16 protein-coding genes are annotated in these 16,861 nt (G+C 67.2%); 13 read left to right on the top strand and 3 right to left on the bottom strand.

What is annotated here, in order from left to right; all coding sequences use genetic code 11:
- Positions 1-22 precede the first annotated feature (22 nt).
- From EOD73_RS05120 to EOD73_RS05100, 5 genes are all read left to right on the top strand, one after another.
- A complete protein-coding gene (locus EOD73_RS05120; protein WP_127681472.1) occupies positions 23-574 on the top strand; it encodes a flavodoxin family protein in 552 nt (183 codons plus the stop codon).
- Between the two features lie 204 nt (positions 575-778).
- Entirely contained in the window at positions 779-1,477 is a 699-nt protein-coding gene (locus tag EOD73_RS05115) for a CoA transferase subunit A (protein ID WP_127681470.1), read from the top strand.
- 88 nt (positions 1,478-1,565) lie between these two features.
- Positions 1,566-2,204, top strand: coding sequence for a 3-oxoacid CoA-transferase subunit B (locus EOD73_RS05110; protein ID WP_127681468.1), 639 nt, complete (start codon positions 1,566-1,568; stop codon positions 2,202-2,204).
- A gap of 77 nt (positions 2,205-2,281) precedes the next feature.
- Positions 2,282-3,994 carry a DUF1800 domain-containing protein gene (locus tag EOD73_RS05105; protein WP_127681466.1) on the top strand — a complete coding sequence of 571 codons (1,713 nt, stop codon included), beginning with the start codon at positions 2,282-2,284 and terminating at the stop codon, positions 3,992-3,994.
- Between the two features lie 7 nt (positions 3,995-4,001).
- Entirely contained in the window at positions 4,002-5,429 is a 1,428-nt protein-coding gene (locus tag EOD73_RS05100) for a DUF1501 domain-containing protein (RefSeq protein ID WP_127681464.1), read from the top strand.
- A 28-nt stretch (positions 5,430-5,457) separates the two neighbouring features.
- Here EOD73_RS05100 and EOD73_RS05095 read toward each other — a convergent pair whose 3' ends face one another.
- The 3 genes from EOD73_RS05095 to EOD73_RS05085 form a co-directional block, all read right to left on the bottom strand.
- On the bottom strand, positions 5,458-5,739 hold the full coding sequence (locus EOD73_RS05095) for a hypothetical protein (RefSeq protein ID WP_127681462.1): 282 nt from the start codon (positions 5,737-5,739) through the stop codon (positions 5,458-5,460).
- A gap of 91 nt (positions 5,740-5,830) precedes the next feature.
- Complete coding sequence (locus tag EOD73_RS05090) at positions 5,831-6,040, bottom strand: DUF1653 domain-containing protein (protein ID WP_205702430.1); 210 nt, start codon at positions 6,038-6,040, stop codon at positions 5,831-5,833.
- A gap of 38 nt (positions 6,041-6,078) precedes the next feature.
- A complete protein-coding gene (locus EOD73_RS05085) occupies positions 6,079-6,588 on the bottom strand; it encodes a GAF domain-containing protein (protein WP_127681460.1) in 510 nt (169 codons plus the stop codon).
- Positions 6,589-6,697: 109 nt separating this feature from the next.
- Between EOD73_RS05085 and EOD73_RS05080 the strand changes: the two genes are divergently transcribed.
- From EOD73_RS05080 to pheS, 8 genes are all read left to right on the top strand, one after another.
- On the top strand, positions 6,698-9,022 hold the full coding sequence (locus tag EOD73_RS05080; RefSeq protein ID WP_127682423.1) for a Tex family protein: 2,325 nt from the start codon (positions 6,698-6,700) through the stop codon (positions 9,020-9,022).
- A gap of 3 nt (positions 9,023-9,025) precedes the next feature.
- A complete protein-coding gene (locus EOD73_RS05075; RefSeq protein ID WP_127681458.1) occupies positions 9,026-11,215 on the top strand; it encodes a TonB-dependent receptor plug domain-containing protein in 2,190 nt (729 codons plus the stop codon).
- On the top strand, positions 11,215-12,297 hold the full coding sequence (locus EOD73_RS05070; RefSeq protein ID WP_127681456.1) for a patatin-like phospholipase family protein: 1,083 nt from the start codon (positions 11,215-11,217) through the stop codon (positions 12,295-12,297). Before EOD73_RS05075 ends, EOD73_RS05070 begins: the two co-directional genes overlap by 1 nt.
- 182 nt (positions 12,298-12,479) lie before the next feature.
- Positions 12,480-14,387 (top strand): threonine--tRNA ligase, encoded by a 1,908-nt coding sequence (gene thrS / locus EOD73_RS05065; RefSeq protein ID WP_127681454.1) that lies wholly within the window; start codon positions 12,480-12,482, stop codon positions 14,385-14,387.
- A 76-nt stretch (positions 14,388-14,463) separates the two neighbouring features.
- Positions 14,464-15,000, top strand: coding sequence for a translation initiation factor IF-3 (gene infC / locus EOD73_RS05060; protein WP_127681452.1), 537 nt, complete (start codon positions 14,464-14,466; stop codon positions 14,998-15,000).
- Between the two features lie 118 nt (positions 15,001-15,118).
- Positions 15,119-15,322 (top strand): 50S ribosomal protein L35, encoded by a 204-nt coding sequence (gene rpmI, locus EOD73_RS05055; RefSeq protein WP_127681450.1) that lies wholly within the window; start codon positions 15,119-15,121, stop codon positions 15,320-15,322.
- Positions 15,323-15,347: 25 nt separating this feature from the next.
- Positions 15,348-15,704: a 50S ribosomal protein L20 gene (gene rplT / locus EOD73_RS05050; protein ID WP_127681448.1), complete on the top strand. Its 357-nt coding sequence runs from the start codon at positions 15,348-15,350 to the stop codon at positions 15,702-15,704.
- Between the two features lie 109 nt (positions 15,705-15,813).
- The gene (gene pheS / locus EOD73_RS05045) at positions 15,814-16,857 is read left to right on the top strand and encodes a phenylalanine--tRNA ligase subunit alpha (protein ID WP_127681446.1); all 1,044 of its coding nucleotides are present in this window, start codon (positions 15,814-15,816) and stop codon (positions 16,855-16,857) included.
- Positions 16,858-16,861: the final 4 nt, after the last annotated feature.

Here is a 16,861-nt window from a genome sequence, read left to right as displayed (position 1 = left end):
AACCCCACAACCGGAGATTGTCATGACTGACATCGTCATCGTGTTCCACAGCGGCTACGGCCACACCGCCCAAGTGGCCCAAGCCGTGGCCGAAGCCAGCGGCGGCGCCTTGCTGGCCATCGACGCCGAAGGCAACCTGCCCGAAGGCGGCTGGGAGCAGCTCGCCGCGACCAAGATGGTCGTGTTTGGCTCGCCCACCTACATGGGCATGGCCAGCTGGCAGTTCAAGAAGTTCGCCGACGCCTCCAGCAAGCCCTGGTTCGGCCAGGCCTGGAAGGACAAGCTGGCCGCCGGCTTCACCAACAGCGCCACCATGAACGGCGACAAGCACAGCACCCTGCACTACATGATGACCCTGGCCATGCAGCACAGCATGCTGTGGGTGGGCACGGGCCTGATGCCGAACAACAACAAGGCCGCCACGCGCGACAGCATCAACTACGTGGGCAGCTCCGCCGGCCTGATGACGACCACGCCCAGCGACGCCAGCACCAGCGAAATGGTGGCCGGTGACATCGCCACGGCCAAGGCCTTCGGCGAGCGTTTGAAGGCCGTCGTCGCGAAGCGAGGCTAAACCTCGCTCTGGCATTGGCCTTGCTTTTGGCGGGGCGCGAATGCCAAGCGCGCCCCAGGCAGGCCCCGAGCGATCGGGGCCTTTTTCATGGGCGTTTGTCTGTTTGGCGGTCACCCCGCTTGACCGAAGATCGGGCAGTGCTGCACCGCAGCATTACAGGCAATTTCACGTAAGCTGGCGGCCTCGTTCACCCAGAGACTGCCCATGAACAAGCTCTACCCGAGCGCCGCTGCGGCCCTGGCCGGCCTCGTCCACGACGGTCAATTGATCGCCGTGGGCGGATTCGGTCTGTGCGGCATCCCCGAGGCGCTGATCGACGCGCTGAAAGACACCGGCGCCAAAAACCTGACCGCCATCAGCAACAACGCCGGCGTGGACGGCTTTGGGCTGGGCAAGCTGCTGGAGACGCGTCAGATCAAGAAGATGATCTCCAGCTACGTGGGCGAGAACAAGGAGTTCGAACGCCAGTACCTGGCCGGCGAGTTGGAGCTGGAGTTCACGCCCCAGGGCACCCTGGCCGAGAAGCTGCGCGCCGGCGGCGCCGGCATTCCCGCCTTCTTCACCCGCACCGGCGTGGGCACCTTGGTGGCCGAGGGCAAAGAGCTGCGCGAGTTCGACGGTCACACCTACGTGATGGAGCGCAGCCTGAGCCCTGAACTGAGCCTGGTGAAGGCCCAGGTTGCCGACAAGAGCGGCAACTTGCGCTTCAACCTGACGGCGCGCAACTTCAACCCGGCCGTGGCCATGGCCGGCAAGGTGTGCGTGGTGGAGGTGGAGCAGGTGGTGGAGGTGGGCGAACTGGCCCCCGACGACATCCACCTGCCGGGCATCTACGTGCACCGCATCGTGCACAACCCGACTCCTGAAAAGCGCATCGAAAAGCGCACCACCCGCCCGGCTTGAGGAGCTGCAATGCGGCCCCCACGCTCATTCCATTCGCTGCCCCCCGAGGGGGCTTCAGCCGCCTCGGGGCGGCCCATCGGAGGCTGACATGCCCTGGACCCAAGAACAGATGGCGCAACGCGCCGCCCAAGAGCTGCAGGACGGCTTCTACGTCAACCTCGGCATCGGCATCCCCACGCAAGTGGCCAACCACGTGCCCGCCAACATGGAGGTCTGGCTGCAAAGCGAGAACGGCATGTTGGGCATCGGTCCCTTCCCGACGGAAGACCAGGTCGACCCCGACCTGATCAACGCCGGCAAGCAGACCGTGACGACCATCGCCGGCAGCAGCATCTTCGGCAGCCACGACAGCTTCGCCATGATCCGCGGCGGCAAGATCAACCTGTCCATCCTGGGCGCCATGCAGGTCAGCGAGAAGGGCGACCTGGCCAACTGGATGATCCCCGGCAAGATGGTCAAAGGCATGGGCGGCGCCATGGACCTGGTGGCCGGCGTGCCCCGCGTGGTGGTGCTGATGGAGCACGTGGCGCGCAAGAAGGACGGCACCGAGGACCTGAAGATCCTGCCCGCCTGCACCCTTCCGCTGACCGGCGTGGGCGTGGTGCACCGCATCATCACGGACCTGGCCGTGATGGACGTGACGCCCCAAGGCCTGAAGTTGGTGGAGCTGGCGCCCGAGGTGACGCGCGAGTTCGTGCAAAGCAAGACCGGCGTGCCGTTGCATTGAACACGCCCGACCGGGGCTACACACACGTTTACACGCCGCACATGGCGGCGTCAAAGTCGGACCACTAGAGTCCGGCCATGCGCGACACCCCGGTCACCGAGCGCCTCGCCGAGGCCCCTACCCCGACGCCCCCGGCGCCGGCCCTCGACAGCGTGGCCTTGGCGGCCGCCGCCAGCGCCTTGCTGGCGGCCTGCGGTGGCGGCGGGGGCGGCGACGCCCCCGGCCCGACGCCGGCGCCGCCCCCCCCACCGCCGCCGCCTCCGGCACCCCCGACCGACGCCCAAGCCGCGCGCTTTTTGGCCCAAGCGGGCTTCGCCGCCTCGGCCGACGACATCGCGGCCGTCAAGGCCCAAGGCTACGCCGGGTGGCTGGACGCCCAACTTGCGCTGCCGGTGCAAGGCGTCACGCGCTACGAGTGGATGGTGGCCAACGGCTACGCCATCGAAGACAACAAGTTCAGCTTCGCCGGGGCCGACAACGCGATTTGGCGCAAGCTCATCAGCAGCCCCGACCCGGTGCGCCAGCGCATGACCCTGGCCTTGTCGGAGATCTTCGTGGTCTCGATGCTGGGCCTGCCCATCGACTGGCGCGGCCTGGCCATCGCGCACTACGCCGACCTGCTCGAGCGCAACGCCTTCGGGCGCTACCGCGACCTGCTGCAGGACGTGACCCTGAGCTTGGCGATGGGCACCTACCTGAACATGCAGGGCAACCGCAAGGAAGACACCCGCACCGGCCGCGTGCCCGACGAAAACTACGCCCGCGAGGTGATGCAACTGTTCAGCATCGGGCTGGTGAAGCTGAACAACGACGGCACGCCGCAACTGAGCGGCGGCAAGCCCATCGACACCTACACGCAAACCGACATCACGCAGTTGGCCCGCGTGTTCACCGGCTGGGAGCGCGACCGCATCGACGCCGCCGACTTCGCCCAGGTCACGCGGCCCATGAAGCACAACGCCACGCAGTACCAGCCGGGCGACAAGACGGTGCTGGGCACGGTGATCAGCGGCAGCCTCACGGGGCCACAGGCCTTGGCGGCCGCGCTGGACCTGCTGGCCAACCACCCCAACGTCGGGCCCTTCATCGGCCGCCAACTCATCCAGCGCTTCACACAAAGCAACCCCAGCCCGGCCTACGTGGCCCGCGTGGCCGCGGTGTTCAACGACAACGGCAGCGGGGTGCGCGGCGACCTGAAGGCGACGCTGCGTGCCGTGCTGCTGGACGCCGAGGCCCGCGCCGCACCCAGCGGCAACGGCAGCGGCCGCCTGCGCGAACCGATCCAGCGCTTCGTGCAGTGGGCGCGCGGGTTCGGCGTCACCAGCACGGGCGGTCGCTGGCCCATTGGGGACACGTCCGACCCGGCCACGCGCTTGGGCCAGAGCCCCTGGCGCAGCCCCTCGGTCTTCAACTTCTTCCGGCCGGGCTACGTGCCGCCGGGCAACGAACTGGCGGCCAACCAAGTCACGGCGCCCGAGTTCCAGCTGTGCAACGAAAGCACCGTGGCCGGCTACCTGAACTACATGCAGACCGTGATCGCCAGCGGCATCGGCAGCGGCGACGTGGCGGCCAACTACGCCTACGAGTTGTCCATCTCGACCGACGCGCCGGCCCTCTTGGCGCACTTGAACCTGCGCCTGGCCGCAGGGGGCATCAACAGCATCACCCTGGCCGAACTGAGCACGGCGGTGGGCGGCATTGCCGCCACCACCGACGCCGGCAAGCTCAACCGCGTGCGCGCCGCCATCCTGCTGGTGATGGCCGCGCCCGAGTACCTCGTTCAAAAGTGACCCGGCCATGAAGATCAACCGACTTCCCGAACTTCAGCGCCGCGAGTTCCTTCGCCGCTCGGCCCAACTGGGCATCGCGGGCGTGGCGGCCCCCTGGGCCATGAACCTGGCCGCCATCGGCGAGGCCGCGGCGGCCGACGCCAGCGGCGGCTACAAGGCCCTCGTGTGCCTGTTCCTGTACGGCGGCAACGACTACGGCCGCACGCTGCTGCCGGTGGACGCGGCCGGCCACGCGAACCTGGCCACCCTGCGGGGAGGCACCACCGACACCGGTGGCCTGGTGGCCACGCGCGCCAGCCTGGCCGCCACGGCGCTCACGCCCCGGGTGGCGATGACCGGCAGCGGGGCGGCGGGCACCCAACTGGCCATGGCGGCCGAGATGGCACCGCTCAAGCCCTTGTTCGACAGCGGGCGCCTGGGCTGGCTGCTCAACGTCGGCACCCTGGTGCAGCCCACCACGAAGGCGCAGTACTCGGCCCAGTCCGTGCCGCTGCCGCCCAAGCTGTTCAGCCACAACGACCAGCAGTCGGTGTGGCAGAGCAGCGGTGCCGAGGGCTCGACCAAGGGCTGGGGTGGGGCCATTGGCGACCTGTTTTTGTCCAGCAATGCCACCAGCACCTTCACCTGCATCAACGCCAGCGGCAACGCGGTCTTCATGACCGGCCAGCAAGCCGTGCAGTACCAGGTCAGCACCAACGGGGCGGTGCCGGTCAACGGCGTGGTCTCGAACCTTTACGGCTCCAGTGCGTGCAGCACGGCGCTGCGCAACCTCATCACCGCGCCGCGCACGCACTGGTTGGAGGCCGAGTTGAACCGCGTCACGGCGCGCTCGATCTCGGCCGAGGCGCAGGTCAAGGCGGCCCTGGGCAGCAACACGGCCTTGCCGTTCACCACGGTGTTCAACACCAGCAGCAGCCTGGGGCGGCAATTGCAAATGGTCGCGCGCTTGATCGCGGGCCGCAGCGCCCTCGGGGCCCAGCGCCAGGTGTTCTTCGTCAGCCTCGGCGGCTTCGACAACCACGACTTCTTGCTGACGCAACACCCGGGCTTGCTGACCCAGGTGGCCGAGGGCATGGCCGCCTTCCAGGCCGCGATGACGGAGTTGGGCGTGGCCGACCGCGTGACCACCTTCACCGCCAGCGACTTTGGCCGCACGCTCACCAGCAATGGCGACGGCAGCGACCACGGTTGGGGCGCCCACCACATGGTGATGGGCGGGGCGGTTCAGGGGCGTCGCTTCTGGGGCGACATGCCCGTGCTGGCCAACAACGGCCCCAACGACGTGGGCCAGGGCCGCCTGTTGCCCACCACCAGCGTGGACCAGGTGGCGGCCACCTTGGCCACATGGATGGGCGTCAGCAACAGCGAATTGGGCACCGTGGTGCCCAACATCGCCAACTTCAGCCGGCGCGACCTGGGCTTCTTCAGCCCCTGAGGGGCGCGTCGCGGCCTGGGCGCAGGGCTCAGTTCGCCGGGGTGCTGGCCTTGTCGCGCACCAACTCGTCGCCGCCACGGCGCAGGGTTTCGCCGTCGATCGAAGCGACCGGCGCCACCGAGGCGCCCTTGCGCTTGCGGCACAGGTTCGAGCCCGTCGTGGCCTCGCACTCGCGGTTGGCCTGGCTGGCCGTGGCTTGGGCGGCCTTTTGCTCGGCCGTTTCGGCCGGCGCGGCGCAGGCGCTGAGCAGTGCCACCGACAGGGTCAGGGTGGCGAGGGACAGGGTTTGGAAGGGGCGCGATGACAGCATGGGGGAATCTCGGTGAGGAAGGAAAAGGCGTCCTGTGCGGACGCCGGCGCGCACCCTAGCAGGCTCGGCCCCGAGGCGCCCGTCCTGAAGGTCATGGCCCCGTGGGGGGCTCCCACGCGAAACGGGGGGTGGGACGGCCGTCCACCTCCACCTCGCCCGTGAACATCTCGAAGGGGCGCACCCACCATCCGCTGTCGTTGTACAGCGGGCGGTACATCACCAAGGGCTCCCTCGTCTCGCTGTGCCGAGCCACACCGATCACCTCGTACAGCCCGCCCTTGTAGTGGCGATAGCGCCCCATCGGCAGGGAGGGCAAGTCGGGCAGAGGAGCGCCCGCGCTCACCCTTGTGCCTTTTTCAGCGCGAACCCCAGCAGCGTGCCCACCTGCCGCAGGTACTCCACGTGCTGAGGCGTCCAGTCCAGGATGTCGGTGGTGTTCTCGCAGCAGAACAGACCCCACGGCCGCCCCGACATGTTGATGCCCACGTCCAGCAGCGAATAGATGCCAAGGGGCTCGAAGTAGATGTCGTTGAAGCACGACGTCACCGCGTTCTGACGCGCTTTGCCAGCCACGATGAGGTTGTCGCGGCGCATGGCCTCGAAGTAGGGGCCGAAGTCGTCTTCCCGCAGCACCGTGCCGGCGCTCCACGCGCCGTCGGTGCGGTCGTACAACTGCAGGCACTGAATGCTGTCGCGCAACTCAGGGTCGGGGTACACCCACAGGCTGGCGCGGGTGCAGTCCATCTCTTCCGTGAGCGCCTGGGTCAAGGCTTGGTAGAACGCCTCGGCTTGAAGGCTGCCGTCCATCACTTGCTTGGACAGGGCCATGACGCGGTTCTTATCGAACATCCTGAGCTCCGATCGGGTGGGTGATGGTTCCCAGCGTAGCGCGGCCGTTTGGCAGAATCCGCCCCCTCGCGTTTTCCCCAGGGCGTCGTTGCAGACGCCCTTGTTGTTTGTGGACCGAATCGTTGCTCAGATTGCCGCCGAACTGAAGGTCCGGCCGGCGCAGGTGCAGGCCGCCGTGGACCTGCTGGACGGTGGCGCCACCGTGCCCTTCATCGCCCGCTACCGCAAAGAGGCCACCGACGGCCTGGACGACACGCAGCTGCGCGAATTGGAAGTGCGCCTGACCTACCTGCGCGAGCTGGAAGACCGCCGCGCCGCCGTCATCAAGAGTGTGGACGAGCAGGGCAAGCTCACGCCGGAACTGCGTGCCGCGTTCGAGTCGGCCGACACCAAGCAGGTGCTGGAAGACCTGTACGCCCCCTACAAGCCCAAGCGCCGCACCAAGGGCATGATCGCCCGCGAAGCCGGCTTGCAGCCCCTGGCCGACAAGCTGTTCGCCGACCCTGGCCTCGACCCAGCCACCGAGGCTGCGGCCTTCCTCAATCCGGAGGCCGGCTTTGCCGATGCTTTTGCCGTGCTGGACGGCGTGCGGGACCTGCTCAGCGAGACCTGGGCCGAGGACGCCACCCTGGTGGGCAAGCTGCGCGAATGGCTGTGGGCCGAAGGCTTGCTGGACAGCAAGCTGGTGGCCGGCCAGAACGAGACCGACCCCGAGGTCGCCAAGTTCCGCGATTACTTCGACTACGACGAACCCCTGCACAAGGTGCCCAGCCACCGCGCGCTGGCCGTGTTCCGTGGCCGCACCCTGGGGCACCTGGACGCCAAGCTCAAGCTCGACGAAGAGGCCGTGCCGGGCAAGCCCACGATGGCCGAGATGAAGATCGCTGCGCACCTGGGCTGGAAGAACCAGGACCGCCCGGGCGACGCCTTGATCAAAAAGACCGTGGCCTGGACCTGGAAGGTCAAGCTCAGCATGAGCCTGGAGCGCGACCTGTTCAACCGCCTGCGCGAGGCCGCCGAGGCCACGGCCATCAAGGTCTTCGCCGAAAACCTGCGCGACCTGCTGCTGGCCGCACCGGCCGGGCGCAAGGTGGTGATGGGCCTGGACCCCGGCATCCGCACCGGCGTGAAGGTCGCCGTGGTGGGCGAGACCAGCCAGGTGCTGGACACCACGACCGTCTACCCCCACGAGCCGCGCCGCGATTGGGAAGGCAGCCTGCACACCCTGGCCAAGCTGTGCGCCACGCACGGGGTGAACCTGATCGCCATCGGCAACGGCACGGCCAGCCGCGAAACCGACAAGCTGGCCGCCGACCTCATCAAGCGCCTGCAACAGCTGGCGCCCGGCGTCGCCATCCAGAAGGTGGTGGTCAGCGAGGCCGGGGCCTCGGTCTATTCCGCCAGCGAGGCCGCCAGCAAAGAACTGCCCCACCTGGACGTGAGCTTGCGCGGCGCCGTGTCCATCGCCCGCCGCCTGCAGGACCCACTGGCCGAGCTGGTGAAGATCGACCCCAAGAGCATCGGCGTGGGCCAGTACCAGCACGACGTCAACCAAAGCGAACTGGCGCGCAGCCTGGACGCCGTGGTGGAGGACTGCGTGAACGGCGTGGGCGTGGACCTGAACACGGCCAGTCCCTCGCTGCTGGCGCGCGTTTCGGGCCTGACCCAAGGCCTGGCCGGCGCCATCGTGCGCCACCGCGACGCGCACGGCCCGTTCCGCAACCGGCAGGAGTTGCTCAAGGTCACGGGCCTGGGCCCCAAGACCTTCGAGCTGGCCGCCGGCTTCTTGCGCATCCGCGACGGCGACAACCCGCTGGACCTGAGCGGCGTCCACCCCGAGACCTACCCGGTGGTGGAGAAGCTGCTGCAGCAGCTCAAGGCGCCGATCACCGAGGTCATGGGCCGCAGCGACGTGCTGCGCCGCCTCAAGCCCGAGGCCCTGGCCGACGAACGCTTTGGCGCCATCACCGTCAGGGACGTGCTCACCGAATTGGAGAAGCCCGGCCGCGACCCGCGCCCTGACTTCAAGGTGGCCCGCTTCAACGACGGCGTCGAAGACCTCAAGGACCTGCAGCCCGGCATGGTGCTGGAAGGCACCGTCAGCAACGTGGCGCAGTTCGGTGCTTTCGTGGATTTGGGCGTGCACCAAGACGGCCTCATCCACGTCAGCCAGCTGAGCAACAAGTTCGTCAACGACGCCCGCGAGGTGGTCAAGACGGGCGACATCGTGCGCGTCAAGGTGCTCGAGGTCGACCTGCAGCGCCAGCGCATTTCGCTGAGCATGAAGATGGACGCCCCGGTGGAAAAGCGCCAGCCGGGCGCCGCGCCGCAGCGCGGGGTGTCTTCTCGCACGGTCGGCATGACGAACGCCAACAACGCGCCCGTGGGCAATGCTCTGGCCGCCGCCTTCGCCAAGGCCCAAACGAAACGCTGACCCATGATGTTCAAAACCACCACCCTTGCCGCCGCCTTGGCGCTGGCCTTGCCCGCCTTTGCCCAGCAAGAGGTGGCCGAAGACCGCCAGGCGCAGCCGCAGTCGCTCGAGCGCGTCGAAGTGCGTGGCCGTCAGGCCACCGAAACCGAACTGCGCCGCCGCCAGCCCGTGGCCAAGCAGATCTACGGCCGCGACGACCTCGACAAGTACGGCGACACCCAGCTCAGCGACGTGCTCAAGCGCCTGCCGGGCATCAACGTCTCGGGCGGCCAGCTGCGCATGCGCGGCCTGGGCGGTGCCTACACGCAGATCCTCGTCAACGGTGAACCGGCCCCCCCCGGGTTCAGCCTGGACAACCTCAACCCCGCTCAGGTCGAGCGCCTGGAGGTCACCAAGGCCCCGACGGCCGATCAAAGCGCCCAGGCCATCGCCGGCACGCTGAACATCATCCTGAAAGATGCCCCGCGCGTCGTGCAAAAGGACCTCCGCCTGGGCCTGGCTTACAACGCCGAGCGCCCGGTGGTGAACGGCGGCTTCACCTATGGCGACCGCAAGGGCGGCATCGGCCTGGTGCTGCCCATTTCCTTCTACCAATGGCGCTTGCAGGCCGACACGGCCAGCGAGCGATTCACGCCCTCGCAGACCTTGCCGCAGGGCACGCGCCGGCGCGTCAGCGAGGGCGAAGACATCCCCTTCGGCCGTGGCTTCAACGTCAGCCCGCGCGTGAGCTGGAAGCTGGGCGACGACGAGACCCTGACCCTGCAAGGCTTCTTCGTCAGCAACCACTTCCGCAACCGAGGCGATGCGGCGGTCACCGAAGACGTGGTCGACCCGGCCGCGGCCGATCGCGCCTTCATCGAGCGCACGCGCAACCAGGGCACCTTCAGTGCCTCGCGCTTGAGCCTGCAGTACAACAACCGCTTCGACGAAGACCGCAAGGTCGAACTGCGTGCCCAGGCCGGGCGCGGCGGGGCCGACTTCGACTTCGATTACCAAGCCGGGGCCTTGAACCGCCGCACCACGGGCGAGGGGCGCAACGGCAACGTCAGCCTCACGGGCAAGTACAGCCAGTATTGGGGCGAAGACCACACCATCACCACCGGCGTGGAGCTGGAACGCCGCACCCGCGACGAGCAGCGCCGCACCGTGCAGAACGGCGTGGACTTGCTGCCCGGCTTTGAGGGCCAACCCTTCGATGCCACCATCACCCGCACGGCCGCCTACGTGCAGGACGAGTGGGAGATCAACAAGCAGTGGTCGGCCTACTTGGGCCTGCGCAACGAGCGCATCCGCGTGCAAAGCGAGGGCACGGGCAGCAGCTTCACCAGCAGCAGCAACGTGCTCACGCCCTTGCTGCACCTGAACTACAAGTTCGACCCCAAAGGCCGCGACCTGATCCGCGCCAGCCTCACGCGCAGCTACAAGGCGCCCGACGTGCAGCAGCTGATCGCGCGCCCGACGATCAACACCGACTACCCGACCACCGGCACGAACACGACCACGGCCCCGGATCGCGTCGGCAACCCCAACCTGAAGCCCGAGCTCGCCACGGGCCTGGACATCGCCTGGGAAACCTACCTGAGCGGCGGCGGCATGGTGTCGGCCAGCGTGTTCCACCGCCGCATCACGGGCCTGATCCGCAGCGGCCTGTCCCTGCAGAACGTGTCTTGGGCCAGCGCGCCGCGTTGGGTGGCCATGCCCATCAACCTCAGCCGGGCCAGCACCACCGGCATGGAGTTCGAGGTCAAGGGCCGCGCGGGCGAGTTGATGCCCAGCCTGTTCGAGCCCACCTTGGCCCTGAACCTGCGCGCGGCGCTCAGCGTCTATTCCTCCAAGGTGAAGGACGTGCCCGGGCCCGACAACCGGCTGGAGCAGCAGCAGCCTTGGTCGCTCAACCTGGGTGCGGACTACCGCATGAAGTCCGCGCCCGTGAGCCTGGGTGTCAGCGTCAACGTCACGCCCGAGTACGAGGTGCAGCAGACCGAGTTGCAGCGCTTGACCACCGGCCAAGCGCGCGGCATCGACGCCTTTGCCATGTGGAACGTGAGCAAGGTCGACACCCTGCGTGTCAGCGTCAACGGCGTGGCCCAGCCGGCCAACCGAAGCACGACGGCCTTCGCCAATGGCGACTTCAGCCGCAGCGTTCGCCAGGGCTCACCCTGGTGGTCGGTGAACTGGGAACACAAGTTCTGATGGACCCGGCGCTGCAGGTGTTTGCGGGCCCGGCGGCGCGTGCGCGCCTGGCCGAGCGTGGCCTGCAGCCCAGCGACATCGCGGCCATCCCCGCGGCGGCCGGCGGCCCCAAAGGCTTGATCCTCAACGGGCTCGACTGCCACCTGTTTGCGCATTGGCTGCCGCAGAGCGATCAGCCCGTGCACCTGCTGGGGGCCAGCATCGGGGCCTGGCGCATGGCCACGGCCTGCCTGCCTGGCAACGCCGACGCCCACTTTCGCGCCATGGCCGAGGCCTACGTGGGCCAGCGCTACGACCCCGAGCCTGGGCGCAAGCGCCCCAGCGCGGCCGGTGTCAGCGCCAAGTTCGCCCGCACGCTGGCCGACTTTTTTGGCGGCCAGGAGGCGGCCCTGCTGCAGCACCCACGCTGGCGCCTGCACGTGGTCACTTCGCGCGGGCGCTCCCGGCTGCTTCAGCGCGAGGGGCGATGGCGCACACCCCTGGGCTACCTGGGGGCCTTCGCCGCCAACGCCCTGCACCGGCCCTGGCTGGGGGCTTGGCTCGAGCGCGTGGTGTTCTCCGATGGCCGAACGCCGCTGGGCGTGGACTGGCGGGACTTCCGCACCCAGCGGGTCGACCTGAGCGAGGCCAACCTGTTGCCTTCGCTGCTGGCCAGTTGCTCCATCCCCTTTTGGCTTCAGGCGCAAAGCAACCTGCCGGGCGCACCGGCCGGCGTGTACTGGGACGGTGGCATCACCGACTACCACCTGCACTGGGACTACCGCCCACTGCAGCACAGCGCATCGCCGCTGGTGCTCTACCCGCATTTCCAGCCGCAGGTCGTGCCCGGTTGGCTCGACAAGGCCTGGAAGCGCCGGCACCGCCCCAGCGCCTTCCTCGACAACCTCGTGCTGCTGGTGCCCAACCCCGACTGGGTGCGCCGCCTGCCGGGCGGCAAGCTGCCCGACCGCAGCGACTTCACCGACCTCGGGGTGGACGAGCGCCAGCGACGCTGGCGTGCGGCGGTGGCCGAGAGCCAGCGCCTGGCCGACGACTTTGCCCGCTTGAGCGCCCAAAGCAGCGTGCAGGCCTTGCCGCTTTAGAATCGCGGCCTCGACCGACTTTCACAAGAGCGAGAAAGGCACGACGGTTATGACACCGCGGACTACGACCTCCACCTTGAAGCGCGCCCCCGCCGCGTGGTGCTGCGCGTAAGTTTTTCGCCTGTTCTCCCTTCCAAACGCGGCCCTCAGAGGCCGCGTTGTCGTTTCCAGGAGCTGAATCCATGATTTCCATTCAATTGCCCGACGGCTCCAAGCGCCCGTTCGACGGCCCTGTCAGCGTGGGCCAAGTGGCCGCTTCCATTGGGGCCGGTCTGGCCAAGGCCGCGTTGGGCGGCAAGGTCAACGGCAAACTGGTCGACCTGAGCCATGTCATCGACGCCGATGCCCAACTGGCCATCGTCACTGAGAAGGACGCCGACGGCTTGGAACTGATCCGCCACAGCACGGCCCACCTGCTGGCCTACGCCGTCAAAGAGCTGTTCCCCGACGCCCAGGTCACGATCGGCCCCGTCATCGAGAACGGGTTCTATTACGACTTCGCTTACAAGCGCCCCTTCACGCCCGAGGACCTGACGGCCATCGAAGCCAAGATGACCGAACTGGCCAAGAAGGACGAAAAGGTCGAGCGCCGCGTGCTGCCGCGCGACGAGGCCATTGCCCACTTCACGGCCATGGGCGAGGCCTACAAGGCCGAGATCATCGGCAGCATCCCCGCGGGTGAGGACGTGAGCCTGTACCGCGAAGGCGCCTTCGAAGACCTGTGCCGCGGCCCCCACGTGCCCAGCACGGGCAAGCTCAAGCACTTCAAGCTGATGAAGGTGGCCGGCGCCTACTGGCGCGGCGACCACCGCAACGAAATGCTGCAGCGGGTCTACGGCACGGCCTGGGCCAGCAAGGACGACCTGCAGGCCTACCTCACGCGCTTGGAAGAGGCCGAGAAGCGCGACCACCGCCGCCTGGGCAAAGAGCTGGACCTGTTCCACCTGGACGAGCACAGCCCCGGCACGGTGTTCTGGCACCCCAAGGGTTGGACGGTGTGGCAAGAGGTGGAGCAGTACATGCGCCGCGTCTACCGCGAGAACGGCTACCAAGAGGTCAAGGGCCCGCAGATCGTCGATCGCGGCCTGTGGGAGAAGACCGGCCACTGGGACAAGTACCGCGACAACATGTTCACGACGGAGAGCGAGAAGCGAGAGTACGCCCTCAAGCCGATGAACTGCCCGGGCCACATCCTGATCTTCAAGCAGGGCATCAAGAGTTACCGCGACCTGCCGCTGCGCTACGGCGAGTTCGGCCAGTGCCACCGCAACGAGCCCACGGGCGGCCTGCACGGGATCATGCGCGTGCGCGCCTTCACGCAAGACGACGGCCACATCTTCTGCACCGAAGACCAAATCCTGCCGGAGTGCATTGCGTACACGACGTTGCTGCAGAAGGTCTACCAAGACTTCGGCTTCACCGACATCCTCTACAAGGTCGCCACGCGGCCCGAGGCCCGCATCGGCAGCGACGCCATTTGGGACAAGGCCGAGCACGCGCTGATGGAGTCCTTGCGCGCCAGCGGCTGCGAGTTCGTGATCGCCCCGGGCGACGGCGCCTTCTACGGCCCCAAGATCGAGTACACGCTGAAAGACGCGCTGGGCCGTGAATGGCAGTGCGGCACGATGCAGGTCGACTTCTCCATGGCCGAGCGCCTGGGCGCCGAGTACGTGGACGAAGACAGCAGCCGCAAACCGCCCGTGATGCTGCACCGCGCCATCGTCGGCAGCCTGGAGCGCTTCATCGGCATCTTGATCGAGCAGCACGCCGGCGCCCTGCCGGTTTGGCTGGCGCCGACCCAGGTGGTGGTCGCATCCATCAGCGAGGGCCAGCAGGCCTACGCGGAGGAAGTCGCGAAAATGCTGCAAAAACAAGGAGTTAGGGCGGTGGCCGATTGCCGCTCCGACAAGATCACCTATAAAATTCGGGAGCATTCCCTGCAGAAGACGCCTTTCATCCTCGTCGTGGGCGAGAAAGAGAAGGCCAATCAGCACGTTGCAGTGCGCGCCCGTGGCAACCAAGACCTCGGCGTGATGTCCACGGTCGACTTCCTAGCCAAAGTCACCGCCGACATCGCCGCCAAGGTCTGACCCACCGCCGGCGCGCATTGCGTTTTTGGGGTTCGACCCCGTTTGAACAAGGATTTCCACCATCGCTACCTCCTTCATGGACCGCCGCACGCCCAACGTGGAGCGCAAGCACCGTCTGAACCGCGAAATCATGGCCCCCGAGGTTCGCCTCAACGGGGTGGACAACGAGCCCTTGGGCATCGTGTCGATCATGGAAGCGCTGCGACTGGCGGGTGAGGCCGACGTGGACTTGGTCGAGATTGCCGCCACCGCCAGCCCGCCTGTGTGCCGGCTGATGGACTACGGCAAGTTCAAGTACCAAGAACAGAAGAAGGCGGCGGAGGCGAAGGCCAAGCAAAAGGTCATCGACGTCAAGGAAGTGAAGTTCCGCCCGGGCACCGACGACGCCGACTACAACGTGAAGATGCGCAACCTGCGCCGCTTCATCGGCGAAGACGGTGACAAGGGCAAGGTCACGCTGCGCTACCGCGGCCGTGAAATCACGCACCAAGACATCGGCCTGCGCTTGCTGGAAAAGATCCGCGACGAGTTGTCCGACATCGCCGTGGTCGAGCACATGCCAAAGTTGGAAGGTCGCCAGATGATCATGATCTTGGCGCCCAAGAAGAAGTAATTTGCAAGATTCGGTCGGGACGCTTTGGTCGGCGTCTCGGTCGCTACAAGCCGGTCAGGCCATCAAGTGCAGGGGGTGACCCCTGCCGCCCAGATCGGCATATTCCTAAGGAGCAGTCATGCCCAAGATGAAGACCAAGAGCAGCGCGAAAAAGCGTTTTCGCGTGCGTCCGGGTGGCACCGTCAAACGCGGTCACGCGTTCAAGCGCCACATCCTGACGAAGAAGACCACGAAGAACAAGCGCCAACTCCGTGGCGCCGCGAACGTGCATGAGACCAACATGGGCCACATCGCTGCGATGCTGCCCAGCGCTGGTCTGTAATCTCAAGAACTGAAGGAGAAAACACATGCCTCGCGTCAAACGTGGTGTCACCGCTCGTGCCCGTCACAAGAAGGTCTTGGCCCTGGCCAAGGGCTTCCGTGGTCGTCGTAAGAACGTCTTCCGCATCGCCAAACAGGCGGTGATGAAGGCGGGTCAATACGCCTACCGCGACCGCCGTGCCAAGAAGCGCGTCTTCCGTCAGCTCTGGATCGCCCGTATCAACGCCGCCTCGCGCGGTCTCGGCCTGTCCTACAGCAAGTTCGTGGCCGGCCTGAAGAAGGCCCAGATCGACATCGACCGCAAGGTCCTGGCCGATCTGGCGGTGCACGACCCCGCCGGCTTTGCCTCCATCTTTGCGAAGGTGAAGGCCGCGCTGGCGTAAATCGACCAGGGCCCCTTCGGGGGCCGATGAGCCGCCTGGTTCGCACCAGGCGAGCCCTTTCCGAAGGCCGAACACCGCCGGTGCTCGGCCTTCCTTTTTTCTGCTTCCCATGTCTGCATTGCTTGACCTGATCGAAGAGGCCCGCGGCGCGTTTGCCCAGGCCGCCACGCCCGCCCAGTTGGAAGACGCGAAGGCGCGTTTCCTGGGCAAGAGCGGCCGCCTGACCGAGCTGATGAAGGGCCTGGCCGCCTTGAGCGTCGACGAGAAGAAGACCCGCGGCGCCGAGATCAACCAAGCCAAGCAGCAGGTGGAAGCCTTGCTCACCGGCCGCCGCGCCGAGCTGGCCGAGGCCGAGCTCAACGCACAGCTCAAGGCCGAGGCCCTGGACGTGACCCTGCCGGGCCGCGCGCGTGGGCAAGGCGGCTTGCACCCCGTCACGCGCACCATCGAACGCATCGAGGCCATCTTTGGCTCGATGGGCTTTGATGTGGCCGACGGTCCCGAGATCGAAACCGACTGGATGAGCTTCACCGCCTTGAACAACCCGGAGAACCACCCGGCGCGTTCGATGCAGGACACCTTCTACGTCGACCTGAAAGACGCCCACGGCGCCTGGCTGAACCTGCGCCCGCACACCAGCCCGATGCAGGTGAGGTACGCCCGCGCCCACGCCGCCAAGCACGCGGGCGAGGCGCACATGCCCGAGATCCGCGTCATCGCGCCGGGCCGCACCTACCGCGTGGACAGCGACGCCACCCACTCGCCCATGTTCCACCAGTGCGAAGGCCTGTGGATTGGCGAGAACGTTTCGTTCCGCGACCTCAAGGCGGTGTTCACCGACTTCTGCCGCCGCTTCTTCGAGACCGACGCGCTGCAGCTGCGCTTCCGCCCCAGCTACTTCCCCTTCACCGAGCCCTCGGCCGAGATCGACATCGCCTTCAGCGAAGGTCCGCTCAAGGGCCGCTGGCTCGAGGTGGCCGGTTCGGGCCAGGTGCACCCCAACGTGGTGCGCAACTACGGCTTGGACCCTGAAAAGCACGTGGGCTTCGCCTTCGGCATGGGCCCTGACCGCTTGACCATGCTGCGCTATGGCGTGAACGACCTGCGCCAGTTCTTCGAGGGCGACCTGCGCTTCCTCGCCCAGTTCCGTTGATCGA

This window comes from Inhella crocodyli (assembly GCF_004004565.1).
Classification (GTDB): domain Bacteria; phylum Pseudomonadota; class Gammaproteobacteria; order Burkholderiales; family Burkholderiaceae_C; genus Inhella; species Inhella crocodyli.
This window is presented reverse-complemented; position numbering and strand designations above follow the sequence as displayed.

What these genes read in the sequence shown, in the direction of transcription:
- EOD73_RS05120 (WP_127681472.1), top strand. Translation starts at nt 23, where the DNA reads ATGACTGACATCGTCATCGTGTTCCACAGCGGCTACGGCCACACCGCC.
- EOD73_RS05115 (WP_127681470.1), top strand. Translation starts at nt 779, where the DNA reads ATGAACAAGCTCTACCCGAGCGCCGCTGCGGCCCTGGCCGGCCTCGTC.
- EOD73_RS05110 (WP_127681468.1), top strand. Translation starts at nt 1,566, where the DNA reads ATGCCCTGGACCCAAGAACAGATGGCGCAACGCGCCGCCCAAGAGCTG.
- EOD73_RS05105 (WP_127681466.1), top strand. Translation starts at nt 2,282, where the DNA reads ATGCGCGACACCCCGGTCACCGAGCGCCTCGCCGAGGCCCCTACCCCG.
- EOD73_RS05100 (WP_127681464.1), top strand. Translation starts at nt 4,002, where the DNA reads ATGAAGATCAACCGACTTCCCGAACTTCAGCGCCGCGAGTTCCTTCGC.
- EOD73_RS05095 (WP_127681462.1), bottom strand. Translation starts at nt 5,739, where the DNA reads ATGCTGTCATCGCGCCCCTTCCAAACCCTGTCCCTCGCCACCCTGACC.
- EOD73_RS05090 (WP_205702430.1), bottom strand. Translation starts at nt 6,040, where the DNA reads ATGGGGCGCTATCGCCACTACAAGGGCGGGCTGTACGAGGTGATCGGT.
- EOD73_RS05085 (WP_127681460.1), bottom strand. Translation starts at nt 6,588, where the DNA reads ATGTTCGATAAGAACCGCGTCATGGCCCTGTCCAAGCAAGTGATGGAC.
- EOD73_RS05075 (WP_127681458.1), top strand. Translation starts at nt 9,026, where the DNA reads ATGATGTTCAAAACCACCACCCTTGCCGCCGCCTTGGCGCTGGCCTTG.
- EOD73_RS05070 (WP_127681456.1), top strand. Translation starts at nt 11,215, where the DNA reads ATGGACCCGGCGCTGCAGGTGTTTGCGGGCCCGGCGGCGCGTGCGCGC.
- thrS (WP_127681454.1), top strand. Translation starts at nt 12,480, where the DNA reads ATGATTTCCATTCAATTGCCCGACGGCTCCAAGCGCCCGTTCGACGGC.
- infC (WP_127681452.1), top strand. Translation starts at nt 14,464, where the DNA reads ATGGACCGCCGCACGCCCAACGTGGAGCGCAAGCACCGTCTGAACCGC.
- rpmI (WP_127681450.1), top strand. Translation starts at nt 15,119, where the DNA reads ATGCCCAAGATGAAGACCAAGAGCAGCGCGAAAAAGCGTTTTCGCGTG.
- rplT (WP_127681448.1), top strand. Translation starts at nt 15,348, where the DNA reads ATGCCTCGCGTCAAACGTGGTGTCACCGCTCGTGCCCGTCACAAGAAG.
- pheS (WP_127681446.1), top strand. Translation starts at nt 15,814, where the DNA reads ATGTCTGCATTGCTTGACCTGATCGAAGAGGCCCGCGGCGCGTTTGCC.